Origin of the sequence: Altererythrobacter sp. B11, assembly GCF_003569745.1 — a bacterium.
Classification (GTDB): Bacteria; Pseudomonadota; Alphaproteobacteria; order Sphingomonadales; family Sphingomonadaceae; genus Croceibacterium_C.
In genome coordinates this window covers 3,058,535-3,075,879 of sequence record NZ_AP018498.1, presented here as the reverse complement: position 1 = coordinate 3,075,879, position 17,345 = coordinate 3,058,535, and the positions used below count along the sequence as shown (strand labels likewise).

Genomic DNA, 17,345 nt, shown 5'->3' with positions numbered 1-17,345 from the left:
AAGGGCAACGGCGATGGCTGACGGGCGGATCATGGAGATCACCGATGTGCGCGAGGCGATCGCGTGGCAGGCGGATCACGCCGAGCGCGCCTTCGCGCCTCGCACAGCGCGGGTGATCCGCGCGGAGGGCGCGATCCTCGATACCGATACCGGCCTCGCCCGGCGGATGAACAACTGGCAGGGCCTGAGCCTGGAGGATGCGATGCCGCTGCGCGTGGCGGGCGGGCTGCACCATTTGTTCCTGTCCGGAGAGGACCGCCGGCTGGAACCGGTCTATGCCGGGCTGACCACCGATCAGGCGGCGGTGGACGCGATCGTCGCCGATCTGGCGCGGCAATATGACGCGCGGCTCATGCCCTGGCTCGATCATCCGCCGCAGACGAACGAGGCGGGCCGGTCTGCCAGCATCATGGCGGGGCTGCTGTGGCTGTCGCAGCAGCTGGGGCCGCGCTTCGAGCTGAACGAGATCGGCGCCAGCGCCGGCATCAACACCATGATGGGCCGCTATTTCTATGATCTGGGCGGCGTGACGGCGGGGCCCAGCCTGTCGCGCATGCGGATCACGCCTGAATGGCGTGGGGCTCCGCCGCCCTCCGCAAGTGTGGAGATCGTCGCGATCAAGGGCTGCGACATCGCCCCGGTGGATTTGACCGATCCGGCGCAGGCGCTGCGCCTCAAGGCCTATGTCTGGGCCGACGCGGCCGAACGGATGGCGCGGCTGGATACGGCGATCGCCATGGCAGAAACGGCCGCGCCTGATCTTGTGCGCGCCGATGCCGGCGCCTTCGTGGAGGATATGCTCGCCGCGCCGCAGGAGGAGGGCGTCACCCGCGTGCTGTTCCATTCGGTAATGTGGCAATATCTGCCCGCCCACACGCGGGAAGCGATCACCAGTGCCATGGAGCAGGCCGGCGCCCGCGCTACGGCGGAGCGACCGCTGGCGTGGATCAGGCTGGAAACCAACCGCGCCACCTTCCGCCACGAACTCTCGATCCGCTACTGGCCGGGCGGGGAAGAGGCGGTGATCCCGGCCGAAGCGCATCCGCATGGCGCCTGGGTGGAGTGGCGCGGCGCCTAGGCAAGCCTTCGCGAGATGTAACGGACGTCGCGCAGCACTCAGGTGATTGTGCGGCGCAGCATACACAATGAGACAATTTGGTGCAGCCCCGGCATACTCCTGCGACGAAGCCGCCCTATCCAACGATCACGCCAAGCAGGCGTTCACGCAATTCGCAAAGGGCGATCACATGAAGACCACTCCGATCATGGCGCTTGCCGCCGCTTCGCTTTCCATCCTCGCCATCGCGCCCGCCCAGGCGGAGGACGGCGCCTACACCGTGTCCTACGGCGATCTCGATCTTTCCTCGCCTGCCGGCGCCCATACCCTGGCCCTGCGGGTCGATGCCGGTGTGGACCGGGTGTGCGAGCGCCCGTTCATCCGCGACCTCAAGGGGATGGTGAACTGGCAGGAATGCCGCGAAACTGCGCGCACCTCTGCCATCGAACAGCTGCAGAGCCAGGGCGTTCAGCAGGGCACCGTTCGGTTCGAAAGCTGAGCGGCACACCACTGGCTGCGAAATCGGCCGGCCTCCGCGGGGAGGGCGGCCGGTTTCGCGTTCAGGGGTAGGAGACGGTCTTGGGCCGCTCGGGCAGGGGGATGAATTCCTCGTCGTCGCCGGGGACGGGGGCGAAGCGGCGGTTCACCCAATCCTCCTTCGCCTGCTCGATCCGCTCCTTGCTGGAGCTGACGAAATTCCAGTAGACGTGCCGCCGCCGGGGGAAGGCTTCGCCGCCCATCAGGAACACCAGCCCGCCGCGTTCGGAATCGAGCATCATCGGCTCACCCGGTTTCAGCACCACCAACTCGTGCAGCACCATCTGCTGGCCATCCAGGCTGGCATCGCCGCCCACCAGCATCAGCGCCCGCTCGTCTGCCTCGGCGTCGATCGGGATCGAGCCCCCCGCGGACAGGGCGATCTCGGCATTGATCGTTTCGGCATAGGTGGTGGTCGGCGCCGTCTGCCCCCACAGCGTCCCCATGATGATCCGCGCCCGCGCGCCGCCATCCTCCACAAGCGGCAGCTTGCTGACGGATTCGAAGGCGGGATCGATCTCTTCCTTGCCGTCGGGCAGGGCGAGCCAGGTCTGCATGCCATAGAGGGCGGGGCCGCCCGTGCGCTCGCTCACCGGGCTGCGTTCGGAATGGACGATCCCGCTGCCTGCGGTCATCAGGTTCACCGTGCCCGGGCTGATGGTGGAGAAACTGCCCACGCTGTCGCGATGCTCGATCGCGCCGTCGAACAGCCAGGTGACGGTGGCGAGGCCGATATGCGGGTGCGGCCGTACGTCCATGCCCTGGCCCGGTTCCAGCCGGGCGGGGCCGAACTGGTCGATGAAGACGAAAGGTCCCACCATCCGGCAATTGAGGCTGGGGACCGCCCGGCGCACCTCGAAGGAGCCGAGATCGTGGGTCACGGGGGTTACGGTCTTCAAGATGCTCATGCGGGGTCGAGCTCCGGATAGTGGCGGAAGATGCCGTCTTCGCTGAAGGTGGGGCGGCGGGAAGAGGAAAGATAGTCGGCCAGCCCATCCAGCGCTGCCACCGCTTCATGCAGCCGGCCGAGGCAGGGGTAATCGCCAGCCAGCGCGGCCATGCGGCGGGGGAAGGCGTAGCGCAGCCCTTCGATCAGCTGGAACAGCGAGGTGTCGATATAGCTCCACCGCTCGCCCAGCAGGAAGGGGCCGTCGCCCTGCGCCACCGCCGCTTCGAAATGATCGAGGAACTTGGGAATGCGGCTGTTGCGGAAATCCACTGCCCGACGTGCCGCTTCCGCCTTCTGCTCGTGATAATAGAGGCTGCCCGAGATCGGGTGATGCACCGCATGCGCCTCGTCCACGATGTCCATCACCGTCAGCTGCAGCTGGATCAGCCGCAGATCGGTGGTGAGATCGTCCGCGCCGAAGCCGTGGCGGTCGGCCAGCCAGGCGAGGATATGGGCCGTCTGCGCGATGGTGAAATCGCCCTCAGCCACATAGGGCGGGGCGAACACCGCGCCCGGTCCGCGCGCCTCCATGTCCGCCAGCAGCGCCTCCACGCCATCTTCCTGCGCGGCATCGCGATAGGGCACACCGGCGGCTTCCAGCGGCAGGCGGATGAATTCGCCGCGGCCGGGGATGCCCGGCCAGTACCAAAGATCCAGGCTCACGCCGCTTCGCCGGGCGCCGTCGCGCGGATGGCGAGGGCGTGGACCCGCTCGCCCGGAATATCGCCCAATGCGCGGTTGACCATGCGCTGCCGTTCCAGCCGGTTCTTCCCCGCGAAGGCGGCGCTTTCGATCATCACCGCGAAGTGGGATTCGCCGCTCCCATCGTCCCCGGCATGGCCGTGGTGATTGGCGCTTTCATTCACCACGCGCAGCTGTTGCGGGGCGAAGGCACGCTCCAGCAGGGTTTCGATTTCGTGCTGCAGCTTTCCAGCCATCATCTGTCCTTCGGAATGCGTTTCAGGGGTTCCCATTCGCCCGCTCTATCACCATCCTTAAGCGAATGCGCAGAGAGAAGTTCCACGGACGATATGAGGGGGCGGGCCGCGAGTGCGAGGCGCCCGGATGCAGGGAAGAAGGGGAGTTTCGCGCCCCCGGCAATCGCGGCGCCAGCTTTGACGGACCCGGGGATTACCGCTGGTTCTGCCTCCAGCATGTGCGCGAATTCAATTCGGGTTATGACTGGTTCGAAGGGATGTCGGCGGAGGAAATCCTTGCCGCGCAATCGCCCCTGTCCGGCTGGGCAAACCAGACCCGCGCCTTCCGCCCCGACGCGGGGGTGGATGGCATGCCGCGCTGGGCCGATTTCAACGATCCGCTGGATGCGATCGGCGCACGCGCTGCGGACATCAGGGCGAGAGCGCAGGGGAACAACGCCGGTTTTGCCCGCTTTACGCCTCGCGAGCGGGAGGCGCTGAACGTGATGGGACTGGGGCCGCAGGCGGATCGCTCTGCCCTGCGCCAGCGCTATTCGCAGCTCGTTCGTCGCTTTCACCCGGACAGGAACGGCGGCGACCGAAGCCACGAAAGCAAGCTGCAACGGGTGGTCGAAGCCTATCAGCTGCTGCGCAAGGCGCATGCCTTCGCCTGAGCGCGATGCGGGCGTTGCACGTGTTGCTTCCCACCTTCGTTATTCCCGTGAAGGCGGGAATCCAGCGCGGCTACGTGGCGCGCGTCCTTCGACAGGCTCAGGACGAGCGGGTTGGGGTGGAGTGGCTCGCCTGCGGTGGGGACGCCTACTCGGTTCGTCGCACGTAAGCCACGCTTGGAACGCCGTGGAACAGGGTTTATTCGCGGAAAACCGGGCTTTCCAACAGCGCGCGATAAAGCGCCTCCGGGAGGTGCTTCGCGGATGATGCACGATGGAAAGAGCGGCTTCGGGGGTAGCTCGCCGGGCTGATGTAGGAAACGTCGTGAGCGCCATCCAACCTTGACCACCCCACCTCTAGCTTCGTCATTCCCGCGGAGGCGGGAATCCAGCGCGGGGCCACCGTCGCGCGGGTCCTTCGACAAGCTCAGGACGAGCGGGGTAGAGCGGGGCCACCGCCGCGCAAATCCTCCGCAGGCTCAGGAAGAACCGGGCCGGAGCAGTGCCCGCTCAGTCCTTCTGTGCGCCTTCGGCTTCGGCGATCAGGGCATTATCCACCGCCTTGGCTGACCGATAGCCCTCGCGGGCGCGGCATCTTTCGGCATAGGCGGTGAAGGTTGGCGTATCGGGAAAAGTCCCGAACTGCAGGCCCCAGTCCACCTGGCTGCCGACATAGACGTCCGCCATGTTGAAGCGCGCGCCGCACACCCAGTCCCGGCCGGCCAGATGCGCCTCCAGCATGCTCAGCGCCACATCCAGATCGCCGAAGCCCACCGTCATCCGCTGCCGCGCGTCGCTGGGTTCGAAGCCGAGGTGCCGGGCCGTGACGCCCTGCTCGATCGGCCCGGCGGCGAAGAACAGCCAGCGGTAGAAATCGGCCTTCTCTTCCGGCAGCGGCGCCAGCCCTGCGCCGGGCAGTACGTCGCCCAGATAGGCGCAGATCGCCGCGCCTTCGGAAATAACCCGGTCGCCGCTGGCCGCGTGGTGGATCAGCGTGGGCACCTTGCCCAGCGGATTGATCGCCAGCAGCGCGGCCGGGCGGTTGTCCCACGGCACGAGCACCTGCTCATAATCGGCGCCGACCTCATGCAGGGCCCAGCGGGCAATCTGCCCGCGCGACATGGGATTGGTGAAGAAGGTGAACTCAGCCATCGCATATCTCCCCGGCACGACTCGCGGCCAGGCGGAACGTTACGTGAACAAAGAAGGCCGTTCAACCGCCTTCGCACAGCGCCTTCAACTGTTGCGCCACGGCGCCCCAGCCCGCTTCGAAGCCCATGCCCTCGTGCTGCTTGCGGGCCTCCGCCGTCCAGTGGCGGGCGCGGGCGGTGTAGCGGGTGCCGCTGCCCTCGGGCTCGATTTCCCAGAAGCCGATCATGAAGGGGCCGGAGGGTTCCAGTTCGCCGGTCACCGCGTCGGTGGTGACGAAGCGGCGGCCGTCCTCCCACGCCAGATAGATGCCTTCCTGCGGCATCACTTCACCATCGGGGCCAAGCATGGTCATCGCGCAGCGTCCGCCGGGGCGGCGATCCTGCGCCACGATCTCCACGCGCCAGGGGGCGGGGCACCACCATTCCTCCTGCCGGTTGACCAGCACGTCCCACACTCGCTCGGGCGGGGCGGCGATATGGCAGGTGACGGAAAGCTCGTTCGTTTCAGCCATGGGCAATCCTTTCGAGGGTCAATCCCGGTCGGGCGCGCCGGGCGGGAAATAGGGACGGAAGGGGCGGGCATCCTCGACGCAGCGGCTGACGGCGGGGAGGGCGAGCAGTTCGGCGCGCAGTTGCGACAGGCGCGGCCGCCCGGCCCCGATCGGTGCCACCCAATCGGCATAGAACAGCGAGGGCGCCGCCGCGCAGGTCACCAGCGAGACATGCGGGGCGAGGGTGTTGGCCCCGAGCCAGGCCTCCAGCCAGTCATAAGCACGGGCGAGCCCCTGTTTGCCGCCGTCCACCTCGCGCGGATCGGGGCACTCGCGATCGGCGATAAAGGCCGCCACCACCCGCTGCATATTCGCCATCACGTAATTGTCGAACACCCGGTCGAGCATCCGAGCCGTTACTGCGGCGGCGGAGTCGGCCGGGATCAGCGGCGCGGGGCCGGGATGATGCAGCGCCAGATGCTCGATGATCGCAGTGGCCTCGACCACCGTGGCCGCGCCATCCCTCAGTACCGGGAACTTGCCGGAGGGATGGGCGGCCATGACGAATTGCGCGTAGTCGGCATGCGCCGGCCCCACCTCGCGAAATTCGAAGACGGTGCCGTTGGCATACAGCGCGATCAGCGCCTTCCAGGTATAGGACGAGAACGGATGACCGTAGAGTGCGAGGGTACTCATCCGGCCACCGCGGCTTCTATCGCAGCGATGTCGATCTTCTTCATGCCCATCATAGCTTCGAAGGCCCGCTGCCGCACCCCGGCGTCGGGACTACTCATCGCCTCGGTGAGGGCGCGGGGCGTGATCTGCCAGGAAAAGCCCCATCTGTCCTTGCACCAGCCGCACATGCTCTCCTGTCCGCCGCCATCGACGATCGCGTGCCAGTATCTGTCGGTCTCTTCCTGCGTCTCTGTCGCCAGCTGGAAGGAAACGCTTTCGTTCGGCCGGAAGGCCGGCCCCCCATTGAGGCCGAGGCAGGGGATGCCGAGCAGGGTGAACTCCACCGTCAGGGGCTCCCCGGCGCGGGTGGAAGGATTGTCCGCCGGGGCGAGCTGCGTTTCGCCGACGCGGCTTTCGGGGAAGGTGGCGGCATAGAATTCCGCCGCCTCCCGCGCTGCCTTGTCGAACCACAGGCACAGCCTGACCTTGTCGCTCATCGTGTGTTCCTTCCGCTTGCCCGGCGCGGGATCAGTCGGCGCTCTTCATCACCAGCGGTTCGAACCCGCCATAGATCATGCGCGTACCGTCGAACGGTACGTCCTTGGCCATCCCCTCCATGCGCGGATCGGTCATCATCTTCTCATGGCCGGCCTCGGCGGTTTGCTTGTCGGGCCAGGTCATCCAGGCGAATACGATGCGCTCGCCGTCTTCCGCTTTCACGGCGCGGCGGAAGTCCGTGGTCTTGCCGTCCGGCACATCCACTTCCCAGCATTCCACCTGCGACAGCGCGCCATATTCGCGGGCGATGTCCCAGAAGCCTTCGGCCACATCCTTGTAAACCTGCCTGTTCCCCTCGGGCACGGCGAGGACAAATCCGGTCACATACATGGTCATTCTCCCGCATGGGGTGGTTGATCGGAGAAATCGGCGAGCTGCGCATCGAGCGCGCGGCGATAGGCGGGGCGCTGCCGGCCCCGTTCGGAGTAGGCGGCAAGGTTGGGGAAGCCGGCGACCATGTCCGTATGACGCAGGTTCTCCAGCACGGTGACCATCGCGATATCGGCGATGGAGAAGTCGCCCGCGAGCCACTCGGTGTCGCCCAGCGCATCGCTCAACCGCTTGAGCCGGCGCTCCACCAGCGATGCGGTGGCGGAACGGGCGCCTTCGGCCCAGGGCTTGTCGGCATGGAACAGGTCGAAGCTGACCATTGCCCCGATGGAGGGCTCCACGCTGTTGAGCGCGGCGAAGAGCCAGGAGATCGCGGACCAGCGCGACTGGCCGGATGCGGGCAGCAGCCGTTCGTCCTGCTCGCCGAGATAGAGCAGGATGGCGCCGCTTTCGAAGAACTTCACCGGGCCGTCAGCAAAGGCCGGCACCTGGTCGAACGGCTGCCATTGCAGGTAGCCCTCCGGTCGCGGCTCCATCGCGTTGAGCAGCTGCGAGTCGTAGGGCCGGCCGATTTCCTCGAACGCCCAGCGCACTCTGAGATCGCGGACGAGCCCGCGCGCAAAATCGGGTACCCAGCCGAAGGCGGTGACGACGGGGCGTTCCTTGGTCTCGCTCATATTCCTCTCGCTCCTCTTCTGGTCAGGCCGGCTGGTGATCGGCCGGTGCGGCATCGGCGAATGCCGGGTCCATCCACATCGGCTCCCAAACGTGGCCGTCGGGATCTTCCAGGCTGCGGCAGTACATCAGCTCCATATCCTGGGCGGGGGAGGGATCGGCCTTGCCGCCGGCCTGCGCCGCGGTGGAAACCATCGCATCCACCTCGTCCCGACTGGCGCGGCTCACGCACAGGGCGACCTGCGCCGCGGCGTGGGCATCGACGATCGCCTTGCTGGTGAAGGTGCGCCAGAAATCATGGGTCAGCAGCATCACCTTGATCGTGCCGGACCACTCCATTGCGGCGGCCTGATCGTTGGTGAAGCGCGGATCGTTGGTGAAGCCGAGTGCTTCGTAAAACTTTACCGAACGCGGCAGGTCGGTGACCGGCAGGTTCACGAAAATCGCTCGTTCCATCATGTCCTCCCCTTCGGAGCAGCCCGGGGGCAGGGGCGACTCGCGACTTGCGATTCCTGCCCCGTTCAGTTACCAAAGGCAACCATGAAGTTACAAAAAGAAACCACAGGTCGCGAAGCGGTCAGTCACGGCAAATGGTATGGCGATGCCTGCGGCACGGCCTTCGCCCTGGAATTGATCGGGGAGCGGTGGTCGCTCCTCATCGTGCGCGAGCTGATGCTGGGCGGGCGGCGCTTTTCCGACCTGCGCGCCAGCCTGCCGGGCATTTCGGCCAAGGTGCTGACCGAGCGGCTGGCCCGGATGGAGGAACAGGGCGTGCTGCTGCGCCGCAAGCTGCCGCCTCCCGCGGCGACGCAGGTCTACGAACTCACCGAATGGGGCTATCTGGCCGAGCCGGCGATCCAGGAACTGGGGCGCTGGGCGGCGCGGTCGCCGGAGCATAATCCGCAGCTGCCGCTGTCGCCCGTGTCGCTCATGCTGTCCATGCGCACGATGCTGCTGCCCGGCCCGGCTGCCGCACTGGAGGCACGGATCGGCTTTGCGGTGGCCGGGGAGGAATTCCTGGCCGAACTGGCGGGCGGCGAACTGCCCGTGCGGCGCGCCCCGGCGGCGGAAGGGCAGGCGGTGTTCCGCGCCGCCGCGCCGCTGCCGATCCTGCGGGTGATCTACGGCCATCAGCCGATTGTGGAGGTGGAGGCGAGCAGCGATCTGCGGGTGGAGGGCGATCGTGATCTGGCCGCCCGCTTCGCGCGCATCTTCTCCCTGCCGCCCAAGGTGGCGCCGCCTCCCGCAGCCTGAACGCGCGTGGCTGGCTTTGCTTGTTGCAGGGCCCGTGCAGCGCGTATAGGCACCACTCGAGATGAACGAAATGACCAGCAAACAGACCAGCGCACAGGGCGATTCCGGCACCGTGCTTTCCGCTCCCGATATCGAGGTGGATGTCCGCGAAGCCTTCGGCATCGACATCGACATGAAGGTCCCCGGCTTTTCCAAGGCGGACGAGCGGGTGCCCGATCGCGACGAGAACTATGTGTTCGATGCGGACACCACGTTGGCCATCCTGGCCGGCTTCGCCTTCAACCGGCGGGTGATGGTGCAGGGCTATCACGGCACGGGCAAGTCCACCCATATCGAACAGGTGGCCGCGCGGCTGAACTGGCCCTGCGTGCGCATCAACCTCGACGCGCATATCAGCCGCATCGATCTGGTCGGGCGCGATGCCATCGTGCTGCGTGACGGGCTGCAGGTCACGGAATTCCGCGAAGGCCTGCTGCCCTGGGCACTGCAGCATCCGGTGGCGCTGGTGTTCGACGAATATGACGCCGGCCGGCCCGACGTGATGTTCGTGATCCAGCGCGTGCTGGAAACCGAAGGCAAGCTGACCCTGCTGGACCAGAACCGCGTGATCCGGCCTAACCCCTATTTCCGCCTGTTCGCTACGGCGAACACCGTGGGGCTAGGCGATACCAGCGGGCTGTATCACGGCACGCAGGCGATTAATCAGGGGCAGATGGACCGGTGGAACATCGTCGTCGGCCTCAACTATCTGCCGGAAGAGACGGAGCGGGCGATCGTCGGCGCCAAGACGAAGCTCGGCGAAAAGACCGTGGCGGACATGATCCGCGTGGCGGAGCTGACGCGGCAGGGCTTCATCAATGGCGATATCTCCACGGTGATGAGCCCGCGCACGGTGATCACCTGGGCCCAGAACACCGAGATCTTCGGCAATGTGGGCTTCGCCTTCCGCTTGAGCTTCCTCAACAAGTGCGACGAGTCGGAGCGCCTGCTGGTGGCGGAATACTACCAGCGCGTGTTTGGCGAGGATCTGCCCGAAAGCGTCGTGGCCAAGGCCTGACGCGCAAGGCACTCGCCAAGGCTGTGTTGTTGCGCTAATACAGCGCCGCGATGGATATGCAGTCCCGTCAATCGCGTGAGAAGCGCGGGCTGTTGGCCCGGCTGGTCGGCTGGCCATGGCGCCGCGCCCCGGCGCCCCGGCGGCCGATCTTCGATGATCCTGAAGAGGATGAGCGGCCGCTCTCGCCGCTCTACGATTCCGTGCCGGGCGATCCGGAGCGGTTGCGGGTGCATGACTGGCCCTATCCCGGTGGTGCACCGCCGCCGCCGCCGGCCCGCAAGACCAGCCGCTGGCGCTGGGCGGCACGCGGCCTCGCGGCCATGCTGTTCGTCTTCACCCTGCTGGCCGCGGACGGCACGCCCATCGCCCGCAATGGCGCGGTGGTGGACCGGCCGGTGCATCTGGCCGACCTGCCGCCGCATGTGTACCAGCCCTTCCTCGCGGTCGAGGATCGCCGGTTCTACAGCCATTGGGGCGTGGACCCGCGGGGCATTGCGCGTGCGGCTTGGAGCAACCTCACCACCGGGCGCACGCAGGGCGGCAGCACGATCACCCAGCAGCTGGCGAAGTTCACCTTCCTGACGCCCGAACAGAGCCTGGGCCGCAAGGCGCGGGAGGCGCTGATCGCCTTCTGGCTGGAAGCATGGCTGAGCAAGGACGAGATCCTCGAACGCTACCTCTCCAACGCCTATTTCGGCGACAACACCTATGGCCTGCGGGCCGCTTCGCTGCATTATTTCTATCGGCAGCCGGAAAAGCTGAAGCCCGAACAGGCTGCCATGCTGGCGGGGCTGCTGCAGGCGCCGTCGCGCTATGCGCCCACGCGCAATCCCGGCCTCGCGCGCGAACGGATGCGCACGGTGCTGCAGGCCATGGTGGATGCGGGATACCTCACGCAGGCGCAGGCCCATGCGATGCCGACGCCTCGGCTCGATGTGCGCGACGGCAGCGATCTGCCCACCGGCACCTATTTCGCGGACTGGGCGCTTCCCGCCGCGCGCAAGCTCAGCGATGTCGGCTATTCGCGGGAGACGATCACCACCACGCTCGACGCCCGCCTGCAGGCGGCAGCCCGCCGCGCTGTGGAACGCGCGCCGCTGGGCAAGGCGCAGGTGGCGCTGGTTGCGATGCGGCCCAATGGCGAAGTCGTGGCCATGATCGGCGGCAAGGACTACGCCAAATCGCCCTTCAACCGCGCCACACAGGCGCGCCGCCAGCCGGGCTCCACCTTCAAGCTGTTCGTCTATCTTACGGCGCTGGAGGACGGCTGGTCGCCCGATGACAGGATCGACAATTCGCCCTTCGAGGAAGGCGGCTATCGCCCGCGCAATTCGGGTGGGCATTATTCCGACAGCCTGACGTTGGAGCAGGCCTTCGCACGCTCCAGCAACGTCGCCGCGGTGCGGCTGATGGGGGAAGTGGGATCGGATGCGGTGATCCGCACCGCTCGCGCGCTCGGCGTCCGCTCTCCGCTGGCGGAGGGCGATCCCAGCCTGGCCCTCGGCACCTCGACCATGACGCTGATGGAACTCACCGCCGCCTATGCCGGGGTTGCCGGCAACGAGTTTCCGGTGGTGCCGCGCGCCTTCAAGGCGGACAAGCCCGGCTGGCTCGACTGGGTATGGAATTCCCACCACAGCCTCTCCTCCTCGCAGCACAAGGCGATGGAGCGGCTGCTGCGCGCCGCGGTCAACCAGGGCACCGGCCGCGCGGCGATGCTGGCCGTGCCCAACTTCGGCAAGACCGGGACCAGCCAGGACAACCGCGATGCGCTGTTCGTGGGCTATGCGGGCGATCTGGTGGTCGGCGTGTGGGTCGGGAATGACGACAATTCGCCGCTGGACGGCGTGCATGGCGGCGGGCTGCCGGCGCGGATCTGGCGCGACTTCATGCGTCAGGCGCTGGGTGAGCAGGTGCTGCCCGCGCGCCCGCGCAGCGAGCCTACCCCTGACCCCAGCGGCCCCGTGCAGCCGCTCGACGTGCCGAACCTTGGCGACATTCCGCTGGGGGATGACAGCACGCGCCTGCGCATCGAACAGGGCGGTGCGACGATCTCCACCAGCGTCGACGGCGTGCCACTCGACCTACGGCTGGACCAGCAGGGCCTCAGCCTCACGCCGGGTGCGGGTGCGAGCGGCGCACCGCCTACGCCGGCGCCCGCTCCGCCCGGAAACTAGCCCGCGCTCTCGCCGGGCGCCAAATAGATCGCTTCCACGAAATAGAGCCCGTCCGGCGGTGCGTTTAGGCCCAGTTTCTGCCGTTCCCGTGCCGCCAGCGCTTCGGCAACCTGCTCCACCTGCCAGCGGCCGAGGCCGACCAGCGCCAGCGTGCCGACCATGGAGCGCACCTGATGATGCAGGAAGCTGCGCGCCGCCGCCTCGATCAGCACGCATTCGTCGTCGCGCCGCACATCGAGCCGGTCCAGCGTCTTCACTGGATCCTTCGCCTGGCAATGGGCCGATCGGAAGGTGGTGAAATCGTGCCGCCCGACCAGCGCCTGCGCGGCGCGGTGCATGGCTTCGGCATCGAGCGGGCCGGGAACCAGCCATTCGCGGCCCCGCGTCAGCGTCAGCGGGGCGCGCCGGTTGCGAATGCGATAGAGATAGCGGCGGCCGACGCAGGAAAAGCGCGCATGCCAGTCGTCCGGCACGATCTCGCAGGCGATCACGGCCACCGGAGCCGGCCGCATCAGCGCGTTGAGCGCTTCCATGAGCCGGAAGGGCTCGATCGGCTTTTCGATGTCGAGATGGCTGCGCATTCCCAGCGCATGCACGCCGCTGTCGGTACGGCCGGCGGAATGGAGCGTCACCTGTTCGCCGGTGACGGCGAAGGCTGCATCCTCCACGGCCTGCTGCACGCTGGGGCCGTGATCCTGCCGCTGCAGGCCCATGAAGGGGCCGCCGTCGAATTCGAGGGTGAGGGCAAAGCGGGTCATGGCCCGCGCCATCCGCGAAGCGCGCGCCGCGATCAAGAGAAAGCGGCGCGCGCCCCGGGGGGTTAGAGGGACTTAGAAGCGGAAGGCCAGCGTGGCCTTGCCGGTGTGGCTTTCGTGGGCGTTGCTGGCGGCGCCGTTATATTCGAGACCGAAGGTCAGCCCCTTGGCCATGCGCCAGCTGAGGCCGACGTCCACCATGCCGGTGTCCTTCGCCAGCGGCGCACCGGCCACGGTGAAGGCCGGACCACCTGCGAGGAGGGCGAGGTCGGTGTCCACCGCCCGGCCATCCAGCGCGTGCTGCCAGCGAGCCGCCAGGTTCAGCGCCACGCTATCCGACGCGCCCAGCGGGACGAAAGCCTTGGCGCCCACGGTCGACCACAGCCAGCTATCGTCCTGCGATGCCGCCCGCACGCCCAGGCTGGCGCCGGTTTCGGTCACGCCGTCACGGTCGATCCACAGCTTGTTCAGGCCCACGAAGGGCACGAACAGGTTGCGGCCGTCTTGCAGGCGCACACCCGCTTCGCCGAAGGCTTCGAAGGTTTCCATCGAATAGCTCGCCCGGGCGGTCTGATCGATCGCGCCCACGCCGATGTCGCGCGTGGTGTCCACGTCGAAGCCGCCGTAGGTCGCGCCCAGCGTCAGGGCCAGCGGACCGGCGTCGGTGCCGGCATAGGCACCCACCTGCGTACCCTGCACGGCCGCGGTGGAGGCACGCCCCGCCACCTTTGCGTCACCATCGGTGTAGCCGCCGGCGATGCCGAACTTCGCCGGGCCCGCGCCGAATTCCACGCCGCCGAAGAGCGAGGTGGTCGAACGGTCGAACTTCGCCGCGTTGAAGTCCGTGCGGACCTCGTCACGCGCCACGGCGCCCTGGACCCACACGCCGCCGGCCGCCGCATCATCCGCCGAGAAACGGCCGAGGATCGAGCGGCGGAACCGCTCGCTGTCTTCCATCACCGAGCGGATGGCCGCGGTGTGGACTTCGCCCGAGAGGCTGTCGAACGCTGCCCGCGCACCTGCTGCGCTTTCGCCCACCAGCGCGTCATAAAGCGGGGTGTCCGCCGCGAAGGCGGTGTCGATTGCCAGTGCTGTTCCGCGCTGGTTTGCCGTGGCGGCGGCCGCGCTGAAGGCAAGGTCGTTGCGCAGCAGCTGCAGCGTTACGTCGGTGCCGGTGTAGCTGAGCGAAGGGCTGAGGAAGGCGAGATTGGAGGTCACGCCTTCGAACGTGCCGTTCACCGAGGCGCCCGTGATGATCGTGTAGGTGGAAAGCGGCGCATAGTCGCCATTCTCCGCCAGCACGGCCACCTGGCCGCCCTCGATCGTCACCGCACCATCGGCGATCAGCCGATCGGCATCGCCCGCCGCGTTGACTTCCACCTCATAGATGGAATCGGCTTCGAACAGCGCCGTGGTGGCGACATGCAGCGTGTCGATCGAATTGCCCGGGGCCAGCGTGGCTTCCGTGCGCACGATCAGGCCGCCAATAGTGCCGCGGCCCATCAAGCGGGCATCCGCCTGTACGTCCACGGTCGAAGCCAGCGTGCCGTTCACCGCCAGCGCACCCGCCTGCACCAGCGTGGGGCCAGTGTAGCTGCCGGTGCCGGTCAGCTCGAGCTTGCCCGCGCCGGTCTTCACCATGCCGCCCGTACCGGAGACGTCACCGGCAAAGGTGCCATTGGTCGCCTGGTCGAACTGCAGTGTGGCGTCGTTGGCGATCGTGCCGCTAAGCGAGCCGGCGTTCGCCACCAGCATGCCGCCGGCGATCGTGGTGCCGCCCGTATAGCTGTTGGCGCCCGTGAGCGTCAGCGTGCCGTTCCCGGTCTTCACCAGCGCGCCGGTACCGCTGACATTGCCTGCAAAATTGCCGTCGGTGGCCTGATCGAGCTGCAGCGTCGCGTTGTTCACGACGTTGCCGCTAAGCGAGGCGGTGTTGCCCACCAGCGTGCCTTCGGAAATCGTCGTGCCGCCGGTGTAGCTGTTGGCGCCGGTGAGCGTGAGCGCCCCGCTGCCGGTCTTCACCAACATGCCCGTGCCCGACACGACGCCGGCGAAGGTGCCGTCGGAGGTCTGGTCGAACTGCAGCGTGGCGTCGTTGACGATGTCGCGGGACAGGGAATTGGTGTCCCCCGCCAGCGTGCCTTCGACGATCTTCGTGCCACCCTGATAGCTGTTGCCGCCGGTCAGTGTGAGCGTTCCTGCGCCCGTCTTGACGAGCATGCCCGTGCCCGAGATCTCCCCGGTGAAAGTGCCGTCCGTGGCTTGGTTGAATTGCAGGGTGGCGAAGTTCGCCACGTCTCCGCCAAGCGACTGCGTGCTTGCGGCCAGCGTCCCACCATTGATTACAGTGCCGTTGGTGTAGCTGTTGTTGCCCGTTAGCGTCAGGGTGCCGTCACCATTCTTCACCAGCAGGCCATTTCCGGAAATGTCGCCGGCAAAGGTTCCATCATCCGACTGGTCGAACTGAAGCACGGAATTGTTGACGATGTTGCCCGTGAGAGATTTTGTGCTGCCCACCAGCGTTCCGCCGGCGATCAGAGTGCCGCCGGTATAGGTGTTTTCTCCGGTGAGGATGAGGGCGCTGCCGCCGCTCTTTACCAGCGTGCCGGTCCCCGAGATGTTGCCCGAGAAGACACCATTGAGGGCCTGATTGAACTCCAGCGTGGCGAGGTTCACCACATTGCCCTTGATAGAGCCGGTGTTGCCGACAATTCGGCCGTCAGCGATTACCGTGTTACCCAGATATGTGTTCGCACCGGACAGGACTAGCGTGCCCGCGCCGCCCTTGATGAAGCCGCCGTTCCCTTCGATCACGCCCGCGATTTCGACATTGCTGGTGCGAACGTCGAAGCCGTTGTTGCTCCCCATCAGCATGACGTTGTTGTCGATCCGCATGTTGTCGATGGCATGGAGCGTGCCGAAGTTGAGCACGACGCCCCCGGTGCCCAGCGCCGCGGCAGTGGTGATGGCCAGCTTCGTGCCACCCATTACCATGACGCCACCCGTATGGGTGTTGGTGCCCGACAGCAGCAGGATTCCGCCGCCATTGGCATTGAGCCCGCCGGTGCCACTAATGTTGCCGGTGATGCTCGTGTCAGCGCCGAGCGTATCGATGAACCCGCCACCGTCGTTCAGCACGACGTCCGCTGCCAGGGTGGTGCCGGCGGCGCCGTCGGTCATGGCAAGCGTGCCCCCGTCGAAGGTCACTGTCTGGCCGCTTGCCGCCGGGGAGGTAAGATCGAACGAAGGCTGGCTGCCGTCGATCACCGTCGGGCCGCCGTTTACCGGCGGAAGGCTGGGATCGACCTGGAAGCCGCCTGCCACGAACGAGATCATGCGATCCGTAAGGTTTCGCAGCGCGGTGTACTGCTGCAGCGAATACAACGGGAAGGTGTCGACATCCAGATAAGAGACGATCCGCCCATCAAGCGCGTTCGCCAGACTGCCCTTGCCGAAAGCGACGCCAACGCCTTCACCGCCGCCGTTGGGCTGGGTGGTCAAGAAATAGGTGCCATTGCCTGCGTTGCCGAAGGTCGCAGCGACAACGACTGGGATTCCTTCTGACGTGCTGCTGACAACAGTTCCATCGCCGTTGAAGGTGTCTGTGACGTAGATCGTCTGGGTCGCGTTACCGCTATAGGTGAGACCACCGCCCCCTGCGCCGTTGATGAACGACACGATGCTGTCATTACGCGTGTTGTAGTAGGGGTCTTCGCCAATGAGGAACAGACCGCCGCCGTTGCCGAGATAGTCCATCATCATGGTGGATTCTGAAGTGGATAGGGCGGTGCTGTAACGCAGATCCCAGACCTGCGTGAACGTGCTCAGGTCAGTGATGGCATTAAGGTCATTAGCGGTGGTCACATCATAGCCGGCGACCTGCAACCGGTCGGTCAGGCCGTCCGTGCCATAGCTTCCGATAACCAGAGCATTGTTCGCGGCCAGGGCCGGCGCAGAAACGGAGGCGAGCAGAAGGGCGGCCGAGATGGCCGTGAAGCGGGCACTTTTCATGGGGACTCCTGAGAGAATTGTCCCCTCAGCAGCTAGACTTCGATGGTGCACGAAATCCTAACGCGGGGTGTTGAGACACT

General features: G+C 66.7%; 18 protein-coding genes. 6 read left to right on the top strand and 12 right to left on the bottom strand.

All coding sequences use genetic code 11. The features are described from left to right. Positions 1 to 13: 13 nt before the first annotated feature. On the top strand, positions 14 to 1,078 hold the full coding sequence (locus AEB_RS14660; protein ID WP_119083800.1) for a DUF2332 domain-containing protein: 1,065 nt from the start codon (positions 14 to 16) through the stop codon (positions 1,076 to 1,078). A gap of 169 nt (positions 1,079 to 1,247) precedes the next feature. Continuing rightward, entirely contained in the window at positions 1,248 to 1,556 is a 309-nt protein-coding gene (locus AEB_RS14655; RefSeq protein WP_231958758.1) for a UrcA family protein, read from the top strand. A gap of 61 nt (positions 1,557 to 1,617) precedes the next feature. Here the strand turns inward: AEB_RS14655 and AEB_RS14650 are convergent, their stop codons facing one another. From AEB_RS14650 to AEB_RS14640, 3 genes are read right to left on the bottom strand one after another with little or no spacing between them, the layout of a single operon-like run. Continuing rightward, positions 1,618 to 2,502, bottom strand: coding sequence for a pirin family protein (locus AEB_RS14650; RefSeq protein WP_119083798.1), 885 nt, complete (start codon positions 2,500 to 2,502; stop codon positions 1,618 to 1,620). Beyond that, the gene (locus tag AEB_RS14645) at positions 2,499 to 3,206 is read right to left on the bottom strand and encodes a glutathione S-transferase (RefSeq protein WP_119083797.1); all 708 of its coding nucleotides are present in this window, start codon (positions 3,204 to 3,206) and stop codon (positions 2,499 to 2,501) included. The genes AEB_RS14650 and AEB_RS14645 overlap by 4 nt, the downstream gene beginning before the upstream one ends. After that, positions 3,203 to 3,481 carry a BolA family protein gene (locus AEB_RS14640; RefSeq protein ID WP_119084668.1) on the bottom strand — a complete coding sequence of 93 codons (279 nt, stop codon included), beginning with the start codon at positions 3,479 to 3,481 and terminating at the stop codon, positions 3,203 to 3,205. The genes AEB_RS14645 and AEB_RS14640 overlap by 4 nt, the downstream gene beginning before the upstream one ends. 65 nt (positions 3,482 to 3,546) lie before the next feature. Here AEB_RS14640 and AEB_RS14635 point away from each other — a divergent pair, with 65 nt between their 5' ends. Continuing rightward, a complete protein-coding gene (locus tag AEB_RS14635; RefSeq protein WP_119083796.1) occupies positions 3,547 to 4,134 on the top strand; it encodes a J domain-containing protein in 588 nt (195 codons plus the stop codon). A 507-nt stretch (positions 4,135 to 4,641) separates the two neighbouring features. On the opposite strand, the gene AEB_RS14630 is transcribed toward AEB_RS14635, so the two are convergent. From AEB_RS14630 to AEB_RS14600, 7 genes are all read right to left on the bottom strand, one after another. Then, positions 4,642 to 5,283, bottom strand: coding sequence for a glutathione S-transferase family protein (locus AEB_RS14630; RefSeq protein ID WP_119083795.1), 642 nt, complete (start codon positions 5,281 to 5,283; stop codon positions 4,642 to 4,644). A gap of 61 nt (positions 5,284 to 5,344) precedes the next feature. Continuing rightward, the gene (locus AEB_RS14625) at positions 5,345 to 5,794 is read right to left on the bottom strand and encodes an SRPBCC domain-containing protein (protein ID WP_119083794.1); all 450 of its coding nucleotides are present in this window, start codon (positions 5,792 to 5,794) and stop codon (positions 5,345 to 5,347) included. A gap of 18 nt (positions 5,795 to 5,812) precedes the next feature. After that, positions 5,813 to 6,469 (bottom strand): glutathione S-transferase family protein, encoded by a 657-nt coding sequence (locus AEB_RS14620; protein WP_119083793.1) that lies wholly within the window; start codon positions 6,467 to 6,469, stop codon positions 5,813 to 5,815. Continuing rightward, entirely contained in the window at positions 6,466 to 6,945 is a 480-nt protein-coding gene (locus tag AEB_RS14615; RefSeq protein ID WP_119083792.1) for a VOC family protein, read from the bottom strand. Before AEB_RS14615 ends, AEB_RS14620 begins: the two co-directional genes overlap by 4 nt. Positions 6,946 to 6,976: 31 nt before the next feature. Beyond that, the gene (locus AEB_RS14610; protein WP_231958756.1) at positions 6,977 to 7,342 is read right to left on the bottom strand and encodes a DUF1428 domain-containing protein; all 366 of its coding nucleotides are present in this window, start codon (positions 7,340 to 7,342) and stop codon (positions 6,977 to 6,979) included. Further along, on the bottom strand, positions 7,339 to 8,013 hold the full coding sequence (locus AEB_RS14605) for a glutathione S-transferase family protein (RefSeq protein ID WP_119083790.1): 675 nt from the start codon (positions 8,011 to 8,013) through the stop codon (positions 7,339 to 7,341). The genes AEB_RS14610 and AEB_RS14605 overlap by 4 nt, the downstream gene beginning before the upstream one ends. 22 nt (positions 8,014 to 8,035) lie before the next feature. Further along, positions 8,036 to 8,467: a VOC family protein gene (locus AEB_RS14600; RefSeq protein ID WP_119084667.1), complete on the bottom strand. Its 432-nt coding sequence runs from the start codon at positions 8,465 to 8,467 to the stop codon at positions 8,036 to 8,038. An 84-nt stretch (positions 8,468 to 8,551) separates the two neighbouring features. Between AEB_RS14600 and AEB_RS14595 the strand changes: the two genes are divergently transcribed. The 3 genes from AEB_RS14595 (at position 8,552) to AEB_RS14585 (ending at position 12,499) form a co-directional block, all read left to right on the top strand. Then, positions 8,552 to 9,265 (top strand): winged helix-turn-helix transcriptional regulator, encoded by a 714-nt coding sequence (locus AEB_RS14595; protein WP_119083789.1) that lies wholly within the window; start codon positions 8,552 to 8,554, stop codon positions 9,263 to 9,265. 61 nt (positions 9,266 to 9,326) lie between these two features. Next, positions 9,327 to 10,322: a cobaltochelatase subunit CobS gene (gene cobS / locus AEB_RS14590; RefSeq protein ID WP_172593114.1), complete on the top strand. Its 996-nt coding sequence runs from the start codon at positions 9,327 to 9,329 to the stop codon at positions 10,320 to 10,322. 56 nt (positions 10,323 to 10,378) lie between these two features. Continuing rightward, entirely contained in the window at positions 10,379 to 12,499 is a 2,121-nt protein-coding gene (locus AEB_RS14585; protein WP_119084665.1) for a transglycosylase domain-containing protein, read from the top strand. Here the strand turns inward: AEB_RS14585 and truA are convergent. Together truA and AEB_RS14575 are read right to left on the bottom strand one after the other, a co-directional pair. After that, a complete protein-coding gene (gene truA / locus AEB_RS14580) occupies positions 12,496 to 13,257 on the bottom strand; it encodes a tRNA pseudouridine(38-40) synthase TruA (protein ID WP_119084664.1) in 762 nt (253 codons plus the stop codon). The two genes, AEB_RS14585 and truA, sit on opposite strands and share 4 nt — an antisense overlap. A gap of 72 nt (positions 13,258 to 13,329) precedes the next feature. Beyond that, on the bottom strand, positions 13,330 to 17,265 hold the full coding sequence (locus AEB_RS14575; protein WP_119083788.1) for an autotransporter-associated beta strand repeat-containing protein: 3,936 nt from the start codon (positions 17,263 to 17,265) through the stop codon (positions 13,330 to 13,332). Positions 17,266 to 17,345: the final 80 nt, after the last annotated feature.